At 67.7% G+C, this 18,614-nt stretch carries 12 protein-coding genes and 3 pseudogenes; 10 read left to right on the top strand and 5 right to left on the bottom strand.

Going from position 1 to position 18,614, the window contains the following annotated elements:
- Nucleotides 1-54: 54 nt before the first annotated feature.
- Nucleotides 55-1,096 (bottom strand): annotated as a pseudogene (locus OHA58_RS02450) (integrase core domain-containing protein).
- Between the two features lie 207 nt (nucleotides 1,097-1,303).
- Here OHA58_RS02450 and OHA58_RS02455 point away from each other — a divergent pair.
- Entirely contained in the window at nucleotides 1,304-2,545 is a 1,242-nt protein-coding gene (locus OHA58_RS02455) for an integrase core domain-containing protein (protein ID WP_405475874.1), read from the top strand.
- Between the two features lie 166 nt (nucleotides 2,546-2,711).
- Here the strand turns inward: OHA58_RS02455 and OHA58_RS02460 are convergent, their stop codons facing one another.
- Nucleotides 2,712-3,932, bottom strand: coding sequence for an alpha/beta hydrolase family protein (locus tag OHA58_RS02460; protein ID WP_405475877.1), 1,221 nt, complete (start codon nucleotides 3,930-3,932; stop codon nucleotides 2,712-2,714).
- A 2,009-nt stretch (nucleotides 3,933-5,941) separates the two neighbouring features.
- Nucleotides 5,942-6,151: pseudogene (locus OHA58_RS02465) on the bottom strand (transposase); the annotation flags it as partial.
- A 502-nt stretch (nucleotides 6,152-6,653) separates the two neighbouring features.
- Here OHA58_RS02465 and OHA58_RS02470 point away from each other — a divergent pair.
- The 5 genes from OHA58_RS02470 (at nucleotide 6,654) to OHA58_RS02490 (ending at nucleotide 14,110) form a co-directional block, all read left to right on the top strand.
- Nucleotides 6,654-7,097 (top strand): hypothetical protein, encoded by a 444-nt coding sequence (locus tag OHA58_RS02470; protein ID WP_405475880.1) that lies wholly within the window; start codon nucleotides 6,654-6,656, stop codon nucleotides 7,095-7,097.
- A complete protein-coding gene (locus OHA58_RS02475; RefSeq protein WP_405475882.1) occupies nucleotides 7,094-7,771 on the top strand; it encodes a hypothetical protein in 678 nt (225 codons plus the stop codon). Before OHA58_RS02470 ends, OHA58_RS02475 begins: the two co-directional genes overlap by 4 nt.
- Nucleotides 7,771-12,504 carry a putative T7SS-secreted protein gene (locus OHA58_RS02480; protein ID WP_405475884.1) on the top strand — a complete coding sequence of 1,578 codons (4,734 nt, stop codon included), beginning with the start codon at nucleotides 7,771-7,773 and terminating at the stop codon, nucleotides 12,502-12,504. Before OHA58_RS02475 ends, OHA58_RS02480 begins: the two co-directional genes overlap by 1 nt.
- Before the next feature lie 9 nt (nucleotides 12,505-12,513).
- Entirely contained in the window at nucleotides 12,514-13,272 is a 759-nt protein-coding gene (locus OHA58_RS02485) for a hypothetical protein (protein WP_405475887.1), read from the top strand.
- Nucleotides 13,273-13,471: 199 nt separating this feature from the next.
- Nucleotides 13,472-14,110, top strand: a complete 639-nt coding sequence (locus OHA58_RS02490) for a hypothetical protein (RefSeq protein WP_405475889.1) — start codon at nucleotides 13,472-13,474, stop codon at nucleotides 14,108-14,110.
- Here the strand turns inward: OHA58_RS02490 and OHA58_RS02495 are convergent.
- Together OHA58_RS02495 and OHA58_RS02500 are read right to left on the bottom strand one after the other, a co-directional pair.
- Nucleotides 14,107-14,490: an integrase core domain-containing protein gene (locus OHA58_RS02495; protein ID WP_405475891.1), complete on the bottom strand. Its 384-nt coding sequence runs from the start codon at nucleotides 14,488-14,490 to the stop codon at nucleotides 14,107-14,109. The genes OHA58_RS02490 and OHA58_RS02495 overlap by 4 nt on opposite strands.
- A 502-nt stretch (nucleotides 14,491-14,992) precedes the next feature.
- On the bottom strand, nucleotides 14,993-15,211 hold the full coding sequence (locus OHA58_RS02500) for a hypothetical protein (RefSeq protein WP_405485417.1): 219 nt from the start codon (nucleotides 15,209-15,211) through the stop codon (nucleotides 14,993-14,995).
- 43 nt (nucleotides 15,212-15,254) lie between these two features.
- On the opposite strand from OHA58_RS02500, the pseudogene OHA58_RS02505 reads away from it, so the two are divergent.
- From OHA58_RS02505 to OHA58_RS02520, 4 genes and pseudogenes are all read left to right on the top strand, one after another.
- Nucleotides 15,255-15,617, top strand: a pseudogene (locus tag OHA58_RS02505) (transposase); the annotation flags it as partial.
- A gap of 318 nt (nucleotides 15,618-15,935) precedes the next feature.
- Nucleotides 15,936-16,394: a hypothetical protein gene (locus OHA58_RS02510; protein WP_405475894.1), complete on the top strand. Its 459-nt coding sequence runs from the start codon at nucleotides 15,936-15,938 to the stop codon at nucleotides 16,392-16,394.
- Nucleotides 16,395-16,560: 166 nt separating this feature from the next.
- The gene (locus tag OHA58_RS02515) at nucleotides 16,561-16,962 is read left to right on the top strand and encodes a hypothetical protein (protein ID WP_405475897.1); all 402 of its coding nucleotides are present in this window, start codon (nucleotides 16,561-16,563) and stop codon (nucleotides 16,960-16,962) included.
- A gap of 350 nt (nucleotides 16,963-17,312) precedes the next feature.
- Nucleotides 17,313-18,377 carry an IS110 family transposase gene (locus tag OHA58_RS02520; RefSeq protein WP_405475899.1) on the top strand — a complete coding sequence of 355 codons (1,065 nt, stop codon included), beginning with the start codon at nucleotides 17,313-17,315 and terminating at the stop codon, nucleotides 18,375-18,377.
- Nucleotides 18,378-18,614: the final 237 nt, after the last annotated feature.

The following is an 18,614-nucleotide window of genomic DNA, read 5'->3' on the forward strand; positions in this document are numbered from 1 at the left end:
AATCATCCGGCCTGGTCAAGCCGCACGTTGGTACTGATGCAGCGTTCCGCCGAGTCACTCTCGTCGATAGACCTGTAGGTTCTCGATCCCCCCTGGTTCGATAGTCCGTTCGGGTAGTGAGCGGAGCGGGGAGGCCTGATCCAAGGCCCGGTGTGGCCGGTGCCCGTTGTAGAAGGACTCGAACTCGCGCAGCGCGTGGAGCAGGTGGCTGTGGTTCCAGATCAACGTGCGGTCCAGCAGCTCGCGCCGGCAGGTTTGTATCCAGCGCTCCATGACGGAGTCCATCCGCGGCATCCGGATACCGCTGGTGACGACCTTCAGCCCGGCGTCGGCCAGCACCCCGTCGAATCCTGCGTGAACTTCGAGTCACGGTCACGGATCAGGAACCTGGCCCCGCTCCTCGCATCCTCCAGGTCCATAACGAGGTTACGCCCGAGCTGCACCACCCACTGTGCGCGGTGGCGCCGAGAACCCGGATACGGCGGGTGGAGTGCTCGATCACTGCAAAGACGTACAACCGCGCCCCGGCCAGGATGCGGGCCTCGAAGAAGTCGCAGGCCAGCAGCGCGTCGGCCTGGCTGCGCAGGAAGTCGGCTCAGGACGTGCCTTCCCTCTCCGAGTCGGGAGGGATGCCGTGCTCACGAAGGATCTCCCAAACGGTGGAGGCGGCGACCTTGATACCCAGCGCCGCGAGTTCACCATGGATCCGGCGGTACCCCCACGAGCTGTTTTCGCGGGCCATGCGCAGGACGAGGGCGCGGATCGAACGGATGGTCGGCGGGCGACCGCGTCGCCTCGGCACGCAGGTCGCGGCGTGGCGCCGTTTGAGCAGATTACGGTGCCAGCGCAAAAGCGTGTCCGGGCGCACCAGCAGCAGGACATGCCGCAACTTCTCCCCCGGGAGGCGGTGGAGCAGGCCAGCGAGGACGACGCGGTCGGCGTCGTCGAACGCGGGCTTGCCGACCTGGCGCTGCAGGACCAGCAACTGGTGCCGCAGCGCCAGTATTTCGATGTCCTTCTCCCGGTCACTCATAGGCACCAGGCGCAGGAGCGCGACGGTGGCCGTCGCGGTGAGGTAGGCCAGGCGCAGCAGCATGACACGTCATCCTGCCGTCCTGCCGTGTACAGGTGAAGACAGCGGGGCGGGCGGCGAATACGGCCCAAGATCGGCGATCAATGCCTTCACCTGGGCGGATGATTTGTCGGCACCCGCAGTGTCCCGCTCGGAAATACGATTCCGGGTCTGGCCTGCTGCTTCTCCGCGCGCGGCAACGGCCTCCGCGGCGCCTGGGATGATCCTTCGATGCTGCTGTCGATCGTCACCACGCTGGTCCGGAATCTGATCACCGTGCCCGCTGCCGTGCTCCGCAGCCGCGTGGCCAAGGACGCGGAGGTGTTGGCGTTGCGACACGAGAACGCCGTGCTGCGCCGCCAGATCGCCCGGGTCCGCTACGAGCCCACCGACCGAGTCTGGCTCGCCGCACTCTCGCGGCTGATCCCTCACAACCGCTGGCTCCAGGTCTTCGAGGTCACCCCCACCACACTGCTGCGCTGGCACCGTGAACTCATCGCCAGGAAATGGGCGTTCGCACCGAGAAGCCGCCCCGGCAGACCGTCCACCACACCCACCGTCAAGCAACTCAACCTGCGCCTGGCCCGAGAGAACAGCAGCTGGGGACACCGCCGGATACAGGGCGAACTCGCCCGTCTCGGCTACCCGATCGCCCCGTCCACACTCTGGGAGATCCTCCACGCAGCCGGCATCAACCCCGCCCCGCAGCGCTCCGGCCCGACCTGGCGGCAGTTCCTGACCGCCCAGGCCCACGGCACCATCGCCGCCGACTTCCTGCACCTGGACACCATCTCGCTCAAGCGCCTATACGCCCTGATCTTCATCGAACACAGCACCCGCCGCGTCCACCTCGCCGGCGTCACCGCCCACCCCACCACCGCGCGGACCGTCCAGCAGGCCAGGAACCCTGCCATGACGCAGGGGCGCCGATTGGACTCGCTGCGCTTCCTCCCCCGGGACCGGGACAGCAAGTACACCCGCACCTTCGACGCCGTCTTCGAGGCCGACAACGTGGAGATCCTGCTCAGCCCACCCCAGGCGCCCAAAGCGAACGCAATCTGCGAGAGAGTCGTAGGTACCCTGCGCCCCAAGGCCCTCGACCACATGCTGATCTATAACGAAGCCCACGCCCAAGCAGTGCTCACCGACTACATCCAGCACTACAACGGGCACCGCCCCACCAATCCCAGGCGCAGCTACCCCCAGCCAGACACGAACCGCCAAGGCGGCCACCGTCACCGACCTCCAGGCGCACCGGATCCGACGACGACACGTCCTGGGCGGCCTGATCAACGAGTACCACCGCGCCGCCTGACCGGACCCCATCACCACAGCTCACCGCAGCAATTCGTATTTTCGAGCGGCACAAGTAGCTACAGGGATGAGCGGGCGCGGGATTCCCCCGCACGAGGGGCGGCGCGGCGTTCATGGCAACGCGGGAATCGTTGGTGGGGAGGGGCCGGTGTCCTGTGACAGGTGATCTTGGCCGTTTGCCAAACGACTTTGACTGCGGATCCCTACGTGTCGTACGAGCCGTCCCACGGCGCGCTCAAACCGAGGCGGTTCGGGTAGAACTCGGCCCAGTCGTCCTGCTCCCTCAAGCGCCTGCGAGGGGCCGCGGTGCTGCGGTCCCGGGTACTCAGGGGAGGAACGTCACTGCCGGGAAGGCTGGGGACGGACCGTCGAGCAGGTGCCCCCGACGGTGGCGCAGGTGCTCGTCGAAGAACGCGAGCGGGTACGCCTGCTGGACCTTCACCGCCTGATCGGGATCGAGGGTGCCGATCACGTCCTGGAGCTGCTGCCCGCTCCATCCGTACAGCTTTGCCACCTGTGGGAACAGCGCCTCGTTGTCACCGTACGAGACGTGGACGGCGCCCTGGGCCTGGATGTTCAGCCGCCAGCCCCGCAGGTGCGACCAGAATGCGGCGGCCTCGGGATCCGTGGCCCGGGTGAAGACGGCGGACATCATCATGAACGGCCGGTCCAGGTAGCCGGCCAGTGGCGGGTTCATCTGCATCGGGCCGTCGAGGCTCAGCCCGGCCCGGATGCGCTCGTCCGCGAGCGTGGCGCAGGCGGTGGCCGTCCCGCCCTTCGACCAGCCGAACGCGCCCATGCGCCGCGGGTCGAGGGAGCCGAGCAGCCCGGCCGGCAGCTTCCTCTGGTCGACGTCCGGATTGCGCCCGGCGGCGAGCTGCTCGACGCAGTCGAGGACGAAGCGCAGGTCAGCGGCGAAGTCCCCGGGCAGCGTCGGTGCCTGCCTGTCGTGGAGCGGGACGGCGACCCGACCGTCGGGGAACTCGGTGTACGTGTCGTACTGGTGAGCCACCGTCACAGCTGCGTATCCGTGGCTGGCGAGCTCCTGGACCATGACGGTGTGGTCGCCCTGGTGGCTGTGCGCGCCGTGCGAGAACACGACGACGGGCAGCCGCCGGTCCGACCGCCGGACCGGAGCGCCCACGTGGCCGGCAGTGAGCGGCCCCAGGGGGGCCAGATCGCTGAACCCCGCGTCGGCAAGGAACGCCTGAAGTGCGCCGGCCGGCATCCAGGGCGCCACCTGGTACCGCTCGACGTCCCGGGCGGGGTACCAGACGGTGGCCATCAGCTCGCGGAAGTGCCCGGGGCCCGCGATGCCGTCCGGACGCGACCGGTCGACGAGGTGCAGCTGGACCGTGCCCACCGGGTGCGGCCCGGTCGGCACGGGCAGCATGAGCCGCGTCGAGGCGGGGGCGGCCGCGGCCGGGTCCGCCCACGCGGGGCCGGTGACGGCGGCAAGCGGAACAGCAGCCCCGGCTGCCAGCGCGGCTCCCAGCATGCGGCGGCGCGTCATGCTCTTCCGGTTGATGAACGGCGTGGTGGTCATGGGTCCTCCTGTGGTGACGGATCGTCAACCGTGCCGCGACGGCCAGTCCGTGGGCACAGGGGAACGCTGTCACGCGCCCCTCCCGCGCAGCATCGGCCCATCGATTGATCACTCGCGCGGGCATCGGCCCACGGATTTACACCCTGGGGCCGATGCGGTCGGCGGTGTCGTCCGGCTGCGAGGCACCACACCGAACACGAGGGGCACGCGGCGGCTGCCGTGTGCCTGCAGGGTCGCGCCCGGTCGCCCCACCGGCAGGGGAGCTGGGCACGGTGCGGACCAGTAGCGGAGGGCCGGACGCGCCCAACGTGACGACATGCTCGAGCAGTTCGAAGGCCTGGACCGCTGGATCCTCCGCCGGTCCGGGCCAGGCTCCTCGAACTCCACGTGGCATCCGAGGCGAGGGCCGCCAGCCGGTCCAGGGCTGCGGCGAGGGTGTCACCGCGCTTCCACAGCAGGGTCAGCTACATGCCTGCTTCGGCGAGGGCTGCCTTCTGGTTGAACTGGAACTCGATGCCACGGCGATTCTCACGCAGGGCGCATTTCATCACGCCATCGGATCGCCACCGGACATCAGGGCGCCCACCACCTCCTGCGTGAAAGTGTCGTGGGTGCCGTGGGTCACCGCCACGACCACATCACCCCGGGCCCAGCACCGCACACCGCGCCCTCGTCGGCCCGCCGGACAGGCCACAACTTTCCGCCTATCGCGCGGAACCTCCCCCAACACCCCTCTTCCTCCGGCCAACCGCTCCCAGCCCACTCTCACATCTCCGAACCACCCCCACCCGCGTTCAACTTCTCGATGCCGCGCACAACGGCCCGGACAGGAATCCGGCATATGGGGTCCCCGAAATCGGACATGGGGCCAAGATTTCGCATGGCCCCATACCGCTGGTTCCGATTATGGGGACGCCGCTCCCAGCCCCGCTCCCAGCGGGAGCGAGCGTGACCTGCAAGAAGAGCGCAAGCCCATACCCATAAGGCCCCCCGAACGACGGCGAGCCAGCGGTCATAAAACGGGCACGAATGTGAACGCGCGGGCAAGAAATCGAATATGTGGCCAGCGGCCCGAGTGGGAGCAATTCGTTAAGGGGACTGGGAGGGAGCGTGCTCCCTCCCATTGCTCCCAGGGAGCGGGCCCCGGGAACAGAAAAAGGGCCGTTCGAAAACGGCCCTTCACCTGCGACGTTCGATACGTTCGAACAGTCGGGACGACAGGATTTGAACCTGCGACCCCTTGACCCCCAGCGGCGCTGTCACTCCCCACTCAAGCTCTCGAACCCCGCAGCGCGCCGTTGGCGGACTACTGACAGGGCGTGTCGCAAAATACGCAGAACTACGCGCCCTCAGTGAGCAGTTCGGATGCTATTAACGGAGGATCAACTTTGCTACGGGCCGTAAGCGCACACCGCTCGCCACCAATTCTCCTGCCCCAGACCAAGGCTGTCGAACGGGAATTAGCATCTCGCCGTCCCTTGCAAGTCGCCACCACACGTATGCCGCCAGCAGCGAATGTTTCGAACCCTACGACGCACCTGCGCCCCATCCGGCGGCCCGCAGGTCAGGACACGGGGCTGGACGCGGCTTTCCCCGCCACGCGGGCTCAGTCTCGATTTCAGTGGTGACGGAGCATCATGACGCGGCGAGCAACACGCGATGACGCAGGAACAGGTGCCGCGCCTGGCTTACCACCGGGGGCCCGCTCTGCCGGCACGTTCCCCTGCACGACCGCGTCATCCAGGTGGCGAATCCACTGCGGCGGTGGTCCATGACGGGCCGGTGCCAAGTGCTGGCCAGCATCCCGCTGAAGGACAACGAACGCGCTGCGGTCGACGACGGACAAGCCACCCTGGACCAACTCTTGGATCGACTCACCGACGTCCCCACCCCCGCCGGGCCGACACCTCGCCAGATCGGTGTTCCCGCGACTGCAACGTTGCTGCCGATCGTCGACGTTCGGCAGGGCTAGACGGGAGGTTCTTGACAAATCTAATTCCACAGAAGTGCGGGTAGTCGTGCGGCAGATAGCGCCAGGGGATCCCGGTCCGATTCACGCAGAGGACCGCGCCCAGGACGCTGCGCAGGTCGTGGTCCGGTGGGCGGCCGATCTCCAGTCCGCGGCCGCGGCGTTCGGCCCGCCAGGCGGTCAGGGCCGGCTTGACCAACTCCCACCGGGCATCGGACAGATCGCTGGGATAATGGCGACGTTCGGGCACGATCTGGAGCTACCCACCCACGACCCGGCGGGCCCAGGCGCGGTCACCGGCGCTCGAAGCGCAGGGCGCACAACACAACGCCTTGAGATGAAACAGGAGCAGCCAGACCGAGACGCCCATGCGATCACCGCTTCTGCATCACAGAACGCAACAGCCCCAACAGTCCCGTCCAACCTTAAGCAGATATCAGTCTGAACTATGCGAATGCGGTGCAAGACATCCTCTAAGTCGTGAGGTAGCCGAAACCTGACACCACCTCGGAAGCCCCGGCAGGCCGACGCACGCCTGTGACATGGGTGTGACGCAGGCACGTTGCGGTGCGCAACGTGCAGTTGTGATGATGGTCGGCATGTCTGAGCACGGGGGTGCGGCGGGGGAGCCGCCACGTATACCGAGATCGCGTATCGCCGATTACGCAGAGATGGACGAGTCGCCGACTCCTGACGCGCCAGCGACACCTTCGCAGGATCATTCGGAGCCGCCCCTGAGCGTCCAGCCCAAAATGCAGCCGGATCGCCAGGTGCCGCTCGCCCAGAATCCTGAAGCTGCTGGGCGCAGAAGGGCGTTCGCCGAGCTGCTGGGCGAGTTCCGGCGGACGGCTGTGCTGGTGCCGCTGGGCGACGGGCCCGGCCCTGCCGAGGAGCGCGGCCTGCTGACCGCCGACTTCAACGGCACCCGGTTCATCCTGGCGTTCTCCGACGAACAGGCGCTGGCCCGGTATACGCAGGCGCGCCACGAGTACAGCCGCGAGTGGACCTACCGGACGGTCCTGGGCGCGAAACTGCTCGATGTCGCGGTGCCGGCGGCCGGAGTGCCCTGCGGGGTGGCCCTGGACTGTGCGGACGGGCCGGACGGGATGGTGTTCCCGCCGGTGCGGGGCATCGTGCCGGACAAGGCGGCGGTCGACCGTGACGAGGACCAGGCGGATGAGGGGGACAGTGCATGACGGGCGGTGGTGGCGGTGGCAAGGACCTCAAGGCCGGTGGCCTGGACCTGATCGCCAAAGGGCTGACCGAGGCCCTGGCCGAGCTGAAGGAACTGGGCATGGTCGGCATGGCCGGGGCCGGGCGCGGTTTCGGCGACATCGCCCTGTCCGGCCTGGAGTTGGGGCACGAGGGGCTGACGGGCGAGTTCAAGAGCTTCTGCGAGCGCTGGGAATGGGGCGTGCGCTCGCTGGTGAACGAGGGCAACGCCTTCGCGGTGAAGACTGGCCTGTCCGCCGGCACGTACTACGAGACCGAGCAGTACGTCGAAGGATCGTTCAAGGTCGTCACGAACGCCGCGATCGGAAACCCTTACGCCACCGAGGAGGAGGTCACCCAGCAGGGCTGGGGCGACATCGCCACGTCGGGCGTGCTCTCCGCCCCCGACTACAGCAAGGAGTCCTTCGACCAGGCCATGGCCAACAGCACGCAGGGCTGGAAGGACGCCGGCCGCGACATCGCGACGTCCCATACTGCGGGCCCATTGGGCCTCAATCCCGAGAACATGCACAACGCTGCCGGGGTCTCCGACGCTGAGTACAACAAGTGGCTCGACGACACCTTCGGCCCCTCCCCCGAGGCCCGCGCCAAGGCCGCCGAACAGCAACAGGGCGCTCAGGGCGGGGGTGAGGGCTGATGGGACTCGGGGACATCGTCGATGGCGTCAAGGGCGGCATCAACAAAGGCCTGAGCGTCGGTGAGGACCTCATCGACGAGGGCAAGAAGAAGGTCGGCGAGGGCGTCGACTACGCCACGAACAAGGTCGGCGACGGCCTGGACTACGTCGGCCTGCACGACGCCGCCGACGCGGTGGAGGACTGGGGCGACGATGTCGCCTCGGATCTCGGTGCCACGCCGGGCGAGCAGCAGCTCGGCGAGACCGAGGAGGCCAACGAGCTCGTCCACGGCAAGCCCGACAAGATCCGCGAGTCCGCCAAGCACCTCAAGGACTTCCACACCGCGTTCGACCACGTCAGCACGGGCATGAAGAAGGTCGACTCCTCCGGCTGGGCAGGTGAGGGCGGCGACGCCTTCCGCAAGAAGTTCGGCGTCCACCCCACCAAGTGGGCCCAGGCGTCCGACGCGTGCGACAAGGCGGCCGGCGCCCTGGACGCGTACGCCGACACCGTCAAGTGGGCGCAGGGCAAGGCAAAGGAGGCCATCGACCTTTATAAGAAGGGCACGAAGGCCTCCGCCGACGCGGTCGACGCGTACAACAAGAAGGCCGACGCCTACAACGCCAAGCTGAAGGCGAACGAGGACCCCGGGCCCCGCCCCGAACCCTTCCAGGACCCCGGCAAAGCCGACATCAAGAAGGCCCACGAGACGCTCACCGAGGCCCGCAAGCAGCGCAATACCGCCGCTTCCGACGCCCAGGGCAAGGTCAAGGCCGCCCTCGCGCACGCCCCCGCCGAACCCCCGCCGCTCGACCGGCTCGGCAATTCCATCGTCGATGGCTACCAGGCCTACAACACCGAGCTCACCCACGTCGTCGGCGGCGCCCTCAAGGGCACCGCGGGCCTGCTCAACTTCGTCCGCGGCCTCAACCCCACTGACCCCTACAACCTCACGCACCCGGCCGCGTACATGCAGAACGTCTCCATGACGCTCTCCGGGCTCGTCTCCACCGCCGCGCATCCCGAGCGCATCGTCACCGCCGCCGTCGACGGATTCAAGAAGGATCCCTCCGAATTCTTCGGCCGGATGATCCCCGAACTCGTCGGCACCAAGGGCGCCGGACTCGCCCGCAGCGGACTGCGGCTCGGGCTCAAGACGGCGGCGAAGGAAGGCCTTGAGGAAGGTGCCGAGAGCGCGGCGCGGCGCACAGTCCGGGACGGCCCGGAGGGCCGCGGGGAAAAGCCTCGGGACAAGGTCGAGCACGATCCGACCGACCCGGTCGACCTGACCACCGGCAGGATGTACCTGCCGCAGACCGACATCAGCCTGCCCGGCTCCCTGCCCCTGGAGTTCACGCGGCGCGTAGAGTCCGGATACACGCTCGGCCGCTGGTTCGGCCCTTCGTGGTCCTCGACCGTGGACGAACAGCTGGAGATCGACGCCGAGGGTGTGGTGCACGTCGACGCCGACGGCCGGATCCTCGCCTACCCGCACCCGGCGCCCGGCGTCCCCACACTGCCCAGTCACGGCACACCGCTGTACCTCGACCGTACGGACGACGGCTACACGATCACGGAGCCGGACACCGGGCGAGTCCGGCACTTCGCCGATCGCGGTGAGCAGGCGGCGATCCTGGAGCAGATCGACGACCGCAACGGCAACTGGATCACCTTCGAGCACGCCCCGGACGGCACCCCGCTCGCGATCGTCTCCTCCTCGGGCCACCATCTGAGGATCACCACACGGGACGGGCGCATCACGGCCCTGCACCTGACCGGCGGCGCCCCCGACGGTGGCGACCTGGAGCTCAAGCGCTACGGCTACGACGACGGCCATCTCACCGAGGTCGTCAACTCCTCCGGTCTGCCACTGCGGTTCACATACGACGAGCGCGGCCGGGTCACCTCCTGGACCGACTCCAATGACCGTTCCTACACCTACGAGTACGACGACCAGGACCGCTGTGTCGCGGAGGGCGGCGCCGAGGGCCACCTAGTGCTGCGCCTCGCCTACGACGACACGGACCCCGTCACGGGGCATCGTGTCACCACGGTCACGAACGGCGCGGGTCACACCCGGCGGTACCTGATCGACGACGCGTGTCACGTCACCGCCGAGATCGATCCGCTCGGTGCCGTCACCCGCTTTGAACGTGACCTCCGCGGGCGGCTGCTCTCCCGGACCGATCCGCTGGGGCACACGTCCCGCTACGCGTACGACGAGCAGGGCAACCTGGTCCTGGCCATGCGCGCCGACGGCCGCGAGATTTCCGCCGAGTACAACGCGCTCAACCTACCGGTGAAGGTCACTGGCCCCGATGGATCGGCCCACCGCTACTTCTACGACGAGCGGGGCAACCGCACGGGCTTCACCAACTCCGCAGGGAAGACCACCACCTTCACCTACGACAAAGCAGGCCACCTCACGTCGGTCGTCGACCCTTTCGGCCACTCCAGCGCGGTCGAGTGCGACCGCACCGGGCTGCCCATCCGGATAACCGACCCCCGCGGCGCCGTGACCTGCTACCGCCGCGACCCCCTCGGCAACCCGGTGGAGGTCACCGAGCCGAGCGGCGCCACCACACTCCTGGAATGGACGGTCGAGGGGCTGCTGACCCGCCGTACGGCCGCCGACGGCACGGTCGAGTCGTGGACCTATGACGGGGAGGGCAACCGGACCAGCCACACGGACCGTCTCGGCGGCATGACCCGCTACGAGTACACCCACTTCGACGTGCTCGTCGCCCGCACGGGACCGGATGGCGGCCGTCACGAGTTCACGTACGACGAGGAACTCCGGCTCACAGAAGTCACCAACCCCCAAGGAATGAGCTGGAGCTACTCCTACGATCCGGCAGGCCGGCTGGTCGGTGAGCGGGACTTCGACGGAAGAGAGATCGTCTACACCCACGACGCCGGGGGCCGGCTCACCTCGCGTACGAATATGCTGGGCCAGACCATCCGCTACGAGCGCGACTGCCTGGGCCGGATCGTCAGCAAGGATGCCGCGGGACAGGTCACGACGTACGCCTACGACCTGACCGACCAGCTCGCCCAGGCCGCCGGACCGGACGGCAGCACGTTGACCCTTCTGCGGGACCGGCACGGCAACGTGCGCACGGAGACCGTCGACGGTCGCACCCTCCGCTTCACCCACGACGACCTGGGCCGCCGCACGAGCCGGACCACGCCAGGCGGCGCCACCACGACCTGGACCTACGATCCGGTGGGCAACGTGGCGCAGATGATCGCCGCCGGCCGCCCGATCACGTTCACTTACGACGCTGACGCGCGAGAAGTACGGCGCACCATCGCCGATGCCTGCACCCTGGCGCAGGCGTACGACCCGGTCGGCAGGCTCACCTCCCAGACCGCCATGAGCAGTGACCGCACGCTTCAAGAGCGCGCCTACACCTACCGCGCGGACGGTCATCTCACTGCCGTGAACGACCGCCTGTCCGGAAGGCGCCGGTTCGAGCTCGACGCGGTGGGCCGGGTGACCGCCGTGACCGCCGAGGACTGGACGGAAAGCTACGCCTACGACGCCGTCGGCAATCAGACCCAGGCAGCCTGGCCGGCAACCCACCCGGGCCACGAGGCCACCGGCCCCCGCGCGTACGCAGGCACCCGGCTGGTCCGGGCGGGTCAGGTCCGCTACGAGCACGACGCACTCGGACGTATCGTGCTGCGCCAGAAAACACGGCTCTCCCGCCGCCCGGACACCTGGCGTTACGAGTGGGACGCGGAGGACCGGTTGACCTCGGTGCTCACTCCGGACGGAACACGCTGGCGCTACACCTACGACCCCATCGGGCGTCGCACCGCGAAGCTGCGTCTCGACGCAGACGGCGACACTGTCGTCGAGCGCGTGACCTTCACGTGGGACGGCACGACGGTGTGCGAACAAACCTCCGTGTCACGGAAGTTGCCACATCCGGTAACCCTGACCTGGGACCACCGCGATCAGCGTCCGGTCGCCCAGAACGAACGCATCACCGCCGCCGACGCTCCGCAGGAAGAGATCGACTCCCGCTTCTTCGCCATCGTCACCGACCTCGTCGGGACGCCGACGGAGCTCGTCGACGAACAGGGCACCATCGCCTGGCGGGCCCGCTCGACGCTCTGGGGCACGACCGCCTGGCCGACCGACAGCCCCGCCTACACACCCTTGCGCTTTCCGGGTCAGTACTACGACCCGGAGACCGGCCTCCACTACAACTACTTCCGCCACTACGACCCGGAGACCGCCCGCTACCTCACCGCGGACCCCCTGGGCCTCGCGCCGTCGCCCAATCCCGGTGGCTATGTCCACAACCCGCTCACCTGGAGCGACCCGCTCGGTCTCGCCCCGAAGTGCCCGGTGGAGAAGGCGAACAAGGCCACCGACAAGATCATCGAACGGGCCGCGGAAGGCAAGATGAGAAAGGACAGCGGCTACCATCCGCACTTCGGCGACGAGCGTGTGCTGGAGATCTTGAAGAAGCCGGACGCCGTGTACCTCTCCGAAGGCGGCCGTGGCAACCTCATCTTCCGCCAGGGCGAGGACATCGTGGTCACCAAGGGGCCAGGCGCCGGAGCGGGAGATGTCATCACGGGTTACGGTCCCTCCGGGGTCAAGGGAGAATCCGGCGCCAAGGCATTGGGGGGCTCGGCCGACGACCCCGGAAGTCCGGTGACCCACGACGACATCGTGAACGGGAACGTCCCGAGTTCCAGGGGCGGCACCATGCCGCCCGCCCAGCAGATCCGATAGGCGACAACCATGGTGAGTTTCTCGGTCGGCGGCCCGGTCAGTGTCGAGACGACGGGGCGTCCGTTGCGGTTCACCCCGCGTTTCGACCTTCCCGGCCAACAACTGATCGTCGCCGGATACGCGGACGCGCGTGAGCGTGAGAAGCAGTTGGCCGCCACCTTCGGCAGCATGCAGTGGCTGTGGTCGGAGAACGACTTCCTCCGGTTCGACAGGGACAGTCGGGGGCTCTGCAGCGCTACGTTCTTCCTCCCGCTCCGGTCCGCTCCTTACGAGGCAGGACACGGTGCGGCAGCACTGCCGCCGAGCGAGCCGGCCGGGCTGCGGGCAAACGAGCCGTCGGAGTTCGAACTACCGCAGGCGACCGTGTTCAGCTGCGCCCCGGACGGCGCCGAGTTGGTGTGCCTGCGCGCCCCCGACCTGCTCGCCAGGCAGCCGGACGCCCGGATCGGCATCGCCCCCGACGTGGAACTGCTGGTCCACGACGGCGCATTGACCGGCTGGCGTCTCATCGACCCTGCCCGCTGTCTCACCAGCGGCTTCAGCACGCCGGACACCGATTCCCCGCCCTCCCCGGCTACTCGCCGCCATCTCGCCGAGTGCCTGCGTCTTGTCTCCGCGCCCGTCGTCGACTCCGTCATGGAGCAGGACGCGGACGCATGGCGCGACCTGCTCGCACTCCAGCGTGCCGTGCGCGACCAGCACGACGACCGACGTCGCGCGGATGTCGTGCAAGCCGTGATCGACCGGTTGGTCGACGACAACGAGTAGCGGTTCCGGCGGCAGCCGGGTGTGGCTCCACACACGACTGCCGCGACAAGCGGGCTAACCGATGAGCGCGGCTCCAGATGCACCCGGCACCACTCCACCAGGCGATCGGCCAGCCGATCGAACGGTGCGTCTACCCCTGCCGAAAATGTCATCCATGCAGCTCAGGAGCGTCTTCGACAGCGCGGCAGGATAAGCACTCGTGCTGCTGCGCCTCGCCTACCTGACCGTCACCAACCTGTTCGCTGCATTGCGGCTACAGCCGATGAGCGACCGCGACAAGCACGCGGAGATCCTCGCCTTACGCCACCAACTCGCCGTCTTGGAGCGGCAGCTCGGCGCGGACCGGGTGAAGTTCACTGCGGAAGACCAGGCATTCCTCGGCCCAATCTCGGGTGGGGTGGGCGGGGACTCCGGTGATGTGCCGCTGCCTCGTGCCGTGCTCGAGGAAAGCCAGCAGCTCGCCGCTGACACCGACAGACTTCTGCGGGCAGCCCGTCAGGCCTCCGGGCAACTGGAGCAGGCCGGGGCGGACATGGCCGTTGGTGAGCAGCAGGTTCGCGCACGGTTGACGCGGCTCGACGCGGAGCGGCAAGAGCTGGAGCGGGCGCGCGAACATTGGGGGGCGGCGTTCCCGGGAGAGGAGTGGCTGGCCGGGCCGGACGACCGGGCGGCGATGGAAGCGAGGGAGCTGTCGGCTCCGTGGATGGATCCGGCGCTCGCCTCGGCCCGTACCCGGCTCTTCCTCGCTGCCCTCGGCCTTGTGCCGCTCGAAAATGCGATTCAGTGGTGCACGCTGCGGCGATGCCGTTGGATCAGGCGGCGTGGTGGTACTCGTTAATCAAGCCCCCCAAGGACGAAGCGTCGCCGGATCCCGTGGGTCTGGAGGTCGGTCACGGTGGCCGGGGCGGGTGACTCGGGGCTGTCCGGGGCTAGTTGCTGCCGGGATTGGTGGGGGCGGTGCCGGTTGTAGTGCCGGATGTACTCGGTCATTACTGCCACGGCGTGGGCCTCGTTGTAGATCAGGATCCGGTCGAGTATCTCGCGGCGGAGGGTATCCACGACTCTCTCGCAGATCGCGTTGGCCCTCGGTGCCCGGGGCGGACTGAGCAGGATCTCCACGTCGTCGGCCTGGAAGACGGCGTCGAAGGTGCGGGTGTACTTCGTATCCCGATCCCGAAGCAGGAAGCGCAGCGCGTCTGTCCGGCACCCCAGCGTCATGGTGAGGTTCCTGGCCTGCCGGGCGGTCCGGCGGTGGGGTGGGCAGTGAGCCGGCGAGGTGGACGCGGCGGGCGCCGTGCTCGATGAAGCCCAGGGCGTACAGGCGCTGGAGCGAGATGGTGTCGAGGTGCAGGAAGTCGGCGGCGAGGATGCCGTGGGCCTGGGCCTTCAGGAACTGGCGCCAGGTCGGGCCGGAGCGCTGCGGGGCCGGGTCAATGCCGGCGGCCTGCAGGATCTGCCAGACCGTGGACGGGGCGATCGGGTGGCCGAGGCGCGCGAGCTCGCCCTGGATCCGGCGGTGGCCCCAGCTGCTGTTCTCTCGGGCCAACCGCAGGATCAATTGCCTGATGGTGGGCGCGGTGCGGGGTCGGCCCGGACGGCGACGAGAGGTGAACGTCCACTTCCGGGCGACGAGTTGGCGGTGTCCCAGCAACGTGGTCGGGGTGACCGCGAAGACCTGGCGCCAGCGCTCCCGCGGGACCAGCCCGGACAGGACCGCCAGTCAGATCCGGTCGGCGGGCTCGTAGCGGACCCGGGCGATCTGACGGCGCAGCACCGCGTTCTCGTGCCGCAGTGCCAGCACTTCCGCGTCCTTGGCCATGCGGCTGCGCAGCACCGCGGCAGGCACCGTGATCAGATTCCGGACCAGCGCGGTGACAACCGACAGCGACATCCGCAGATCGTCCCAGAGCAGTCGAGCCCGCTTCGCCAGGATCAGCAAACGTGCAGGCCATAGCCGCGAATCGTATTTTCGAGCGGGACACCAGATGCGGCACGTCCTGGACGCACTGGAGGCGAAGTTCCCCAAGGCCGCAGCCCACTTGGACGCCGCCCAGCACGATCTGCTGGCGTTCACCGCGTTCCCGCGCGAGATCTGGCGGCAGATCTGGTCCAACAATCCGCAGGAGCGACTGAACAAGGAGATCCGCCGCCGCACCGACGTGGTCGGCATCTTCCCCGACCGCACCGCGGTCATCCGCCTGGTCGGCGGGGTCCTGGCCGAGCAGAACGACGAATGGACCGAAGCCCGCCGCTACATGGGCATCGAACTCCTCGCCAAGGCCCGCCTCCACCCGATCGAGTCAGAAACCGACGAGACCACCATCCCGACCGAACTCACCGCATAGCCTCAAACGAGATCACCGAGTGGCCGTCAATACACCACTCCAGCGGACGTGACCTCGCCCTCGCGGTCCTGGCCGCTCGTGGTCGCGTCAAACGGTAGTAAATCTTGTAACAACGTCCCGGCCGCGTTAGGGCACGGTGAGCCGCAAACGCGAAACTTGCGGTCGGACTCGCGTGTTCAGTGGCCTTCGCGGAAGGGCTTGCCGATGGCTGCGGTGCCGCATCTTCGGCAAGCGGCTCCACCGCCTGGGAAACCTCCTGATACCCGCTTTAGCGTGCGGGGTTTCCTGAGCGATCCCAGTAGCACTACGGTGCCGCTCGTGAACTGGGGGACACAGATCAGCACAGTCATCGGCGCCATGCTGGGCATCGGCGCCACCTTGCTCGTCGATCGCGTGCGGTACCGCCGTGAACAGGCGAGCCGTGCTCAGGATGTACGACGAGATCTCTACACCAGGTACCTCACGGCCTTGACCGAGAGTTCGTCCTCCTTGCGACTGATCATCCTGAGGGAGACCGACCCAACTGTTCGGTACCAGGCCGCTTTGGATGCCTTTCGAGACTCCTCGGTGCTCACACGACGCTTTGAGATCAATCTCCAAGCACCACAGGCAGTCAAGCAGAAGTCAGATCGCGCGTACCGACTGCTGCGTCAGTGGCGAGACCTGCTTGACACGAAGCCGGACCTCTCCCTGACCTCAGCGGAATACATCGAAGCTCTTGATCAGTTCCACGAAGCCCGCAAGGACCTCCAGGCCGTAATGCGCGAAAACCTCTGACGCAAGGCTTAATTGGCCGCAGTGAGCGGAGTCTGGCCGGAGGCAAGCTGGCGGAGCGTCGCCCATCGCTTGCTGAGGGCACCCCGCCCTGAACGAAGGGCCTCCAAGGCAACCACGCGCCATGTCTAAGATCTGCCTCCGTAGTCGGCAGCATGGAGGGGCACTCATGGAGCATGCGAAGTACATCCGCTTTGAGGGGACAATGAGGCATTCACGGGGACACTTCCCTGGGATCTTCGTGCTGGCCAATGAACTGGCTGCACAGGGCAAGTTGACTGACGATCAGTACCGGTTCTGGCGGAGCAACAATGACTGGTACGACGCCAACTACACCAATCCCACCACCGTCGACCCAAAGATCTACGACCCTGCCGTGCACCCGGGCGCCGTGGCCTGGTTCAAGGCTTCTGCCCAACACCTCATCGAGCGTGTGGACGGATACCGGGAACTCCTCGCCACGCATGGTCTCGAATGCCGCCGACTGGAGTCCTCGAATCCTGGCCGGGTCATCTATGAGGACGAGAACCAGATCGTGGTTGTACCGGTAGAAGACTCGGGCACCGGCTGATCATCTCCTCAACCCACCACCCTCCCTAGCTCCCGTCCCGTACGCCGTCGACCCACACACCGTGGAGCGGGCGTGGTTCATGGCGTCCAGGTGGAGCGCGCCACTGTACGAACGACTGTGAGGATTGGTCATGGCACCGCTCGGCGGCCTGACCCACCGAACGATTGACGCTTCGGGCTGTCCTTTCCAGGAATCGTCGGCGGTCTGGGCGGTGCCGCTATGCACGCGGCCGGTCGAGCGCCTGTGACCTCATAGGAGCCCGGCCAAAGGTCCCATCACAGTCTTGTCCTGACGCCCGACCGGCCCGTGCAATCCCTCGCGTATCGCACGGAAGGACAGCAGCACCCAGCATGGCAGATCAGATCGCGGTGGTCGGCGGCGTGGACACCCACACTGACTTCCACCAGGCAGCCGTGATTGACACCATTGGCCGACACCTGGCCACCGCTTCGTTCCCCACCACCCCCGACGGCTACCGCCGCCTGCTGGAGTGGATGCGCTTGCACGGTGACGTGCTCGCCGTCGGGGTTGAGGGGACCGGCGCCTACGGTTCCGAACTCGCCCGGTTCCTTCGGGTGAACGAGGTGAGCGTGGTCGACGTCGACCGTCCTGACCGCAAGGCCCGCCGGGCCAACGGCAAGTCCGACCCCGTCGATGCCTATGCCGCCGCGACCGCCGTCCTGTCCGGCCGCGCTCACGGCCGGCCCAAGACCCGCGACGGCATCGTGGAAGCCATCCGGTCCCTGAGGGTGGTCCGCCGCTCCGCCATCAAGTCCCGCACCCAGACGATCAACCAGATCCGCACGCTCATCGTCTCCGCCCCCGCCGAGGTCCGAGAACGACTGCGCAGCCTGCCCACCTACCAACTGATTGCGCAGCTAGCCCGCTCTCGCCCCGGCGCGGACCTCGCCGACCCAACGTGCGCCGTGCGAACCGCGCTGCGGCGTCTGGCCCGCCGCCACCAGCACCTCACCCAGGAGATAGCCGAGGCCGACGCCGAACTCAACCCCCTGGTCGCGCAAGCAGCTCCCGGGCTTGTGGATTTGATCGGTGTGGGCACCGAAACGGCCGCCCAACTCCTGATCACCGCAGGCGACAATCCCGACCGGCTGAAGTCCGAAGCTTCCTTCGCCCACCTTTGCGGGGCAGCCCCCATCTCCGCCAGTTCCGGCCGGACCAACCGCCACCGCCTCAACCGCGGCGGCGACCGCCAGGCCAACCATGCCCTCCACACGATCGCCCTCGTGCGGATGCGCTACGACCCCCGCACCCGCCTCTACGCCGCGCGACGCACTGCCGAAGGCATGTCCAAGAAGGACATCTTTCGCTGCCTCAAACGCTTCATCGCGCGAGAGGTCTACAAGTATCTGACCAGCATGAATATCCCACGGCTACACCTCCTACAGGCCGCTTGACGATCTATAGGAGCTTCCTGGACGCCATGGGCCGCGTCTGCTCGGCTCTGCCTGGGTCGACGGTGGACGGGATGGGAGCCCACAACCCTCGCCACCCACGGCCCGCAGTCGGGAACGGCGCCCCCACCATCCCGGTGCCGGCCGATCCCCCGCCGGAGGCAACATCTTGTGCCCGCGGAGAACGACCCGCCCGCGCCCGCGCTGTGCGCGGGCCTTGATTGAGTAGGGAAACTCTGT

The organism is Streptomyces sp. NBC_00009, assembly GCF_045040855.1.
Lineage (GTDB): Bacteria > Actinomycetota > Actinomycetes > Streptomycetales > Streptomycetaceae > Streptomyces > Streptomyces aureus.

Bases quoted from the DNA above. Each gene is read 5' to 3' on its own strand.
- OHA58_RS02455 (WP_405475874.1), top strand. From the start codon at position 1,304: ATGCTGCTGTCGATCGTCACCACGCTGGTCCGGAATCTGATCACCGTG.
- OHA58_RS02460 (WP_405475877.1), bottom strand. From the start codon at position 3,932: ATGACCACCACGCCGTTCATCAACCGGAAGAGCATGACGCGCCGCCGC.
- OHA58_RS02470 (WP_405475880.1), top strand. From the start codon at position 6,654: ATGCAGCCGGATCGCCAGGTGCCGCTCGCCCAGAATCCTGAAGCTGCT.
- OHA58_RS02475 (WP_405475882.1), top strand. From the start codon at position 7,094: ATGACGGGCGGTGGTGGCGGTGGCAAGGACCTCAAGGCCGGTGGCCTG.
- OHA58_RS02480 (WP_405475884.1), top strand. From the start codon at position 7,771: ATGGGACTCGGGGACATCGTCGATGGCGTCAAGGGCGGCATCAACAAA.
- OHA58_RS02485 (WP_405475887.1), top strand. From the start codon at position 12,514: ATGGTGAGTTTCTCGGTCGGCGGCCCGGTCAGTGTCGAGACGACGGGG.
- OHA58_RS02495 (WP_405475891.1), bottom strand. From the start codon at position 14,490: ATGACGCTGGGGTGCCGGACAGACGCGCTGCGCTTCCTGCTTCGGGAT.
- OHA58_RS02515 (WP_405475897.1), top strand. From the start codon at position 16,561: ATGGAGCATGCGAAGTACATCCGCTTTGAGGGGACAATGAGGCATTCA.
- OHA58_RS02520 (WP_405475899.1), top strand. From the start codon at position 17,313: ATGGCAGATCAGATCGCGGTGGTCGGCGGCGTGGACACCCACACTGAC.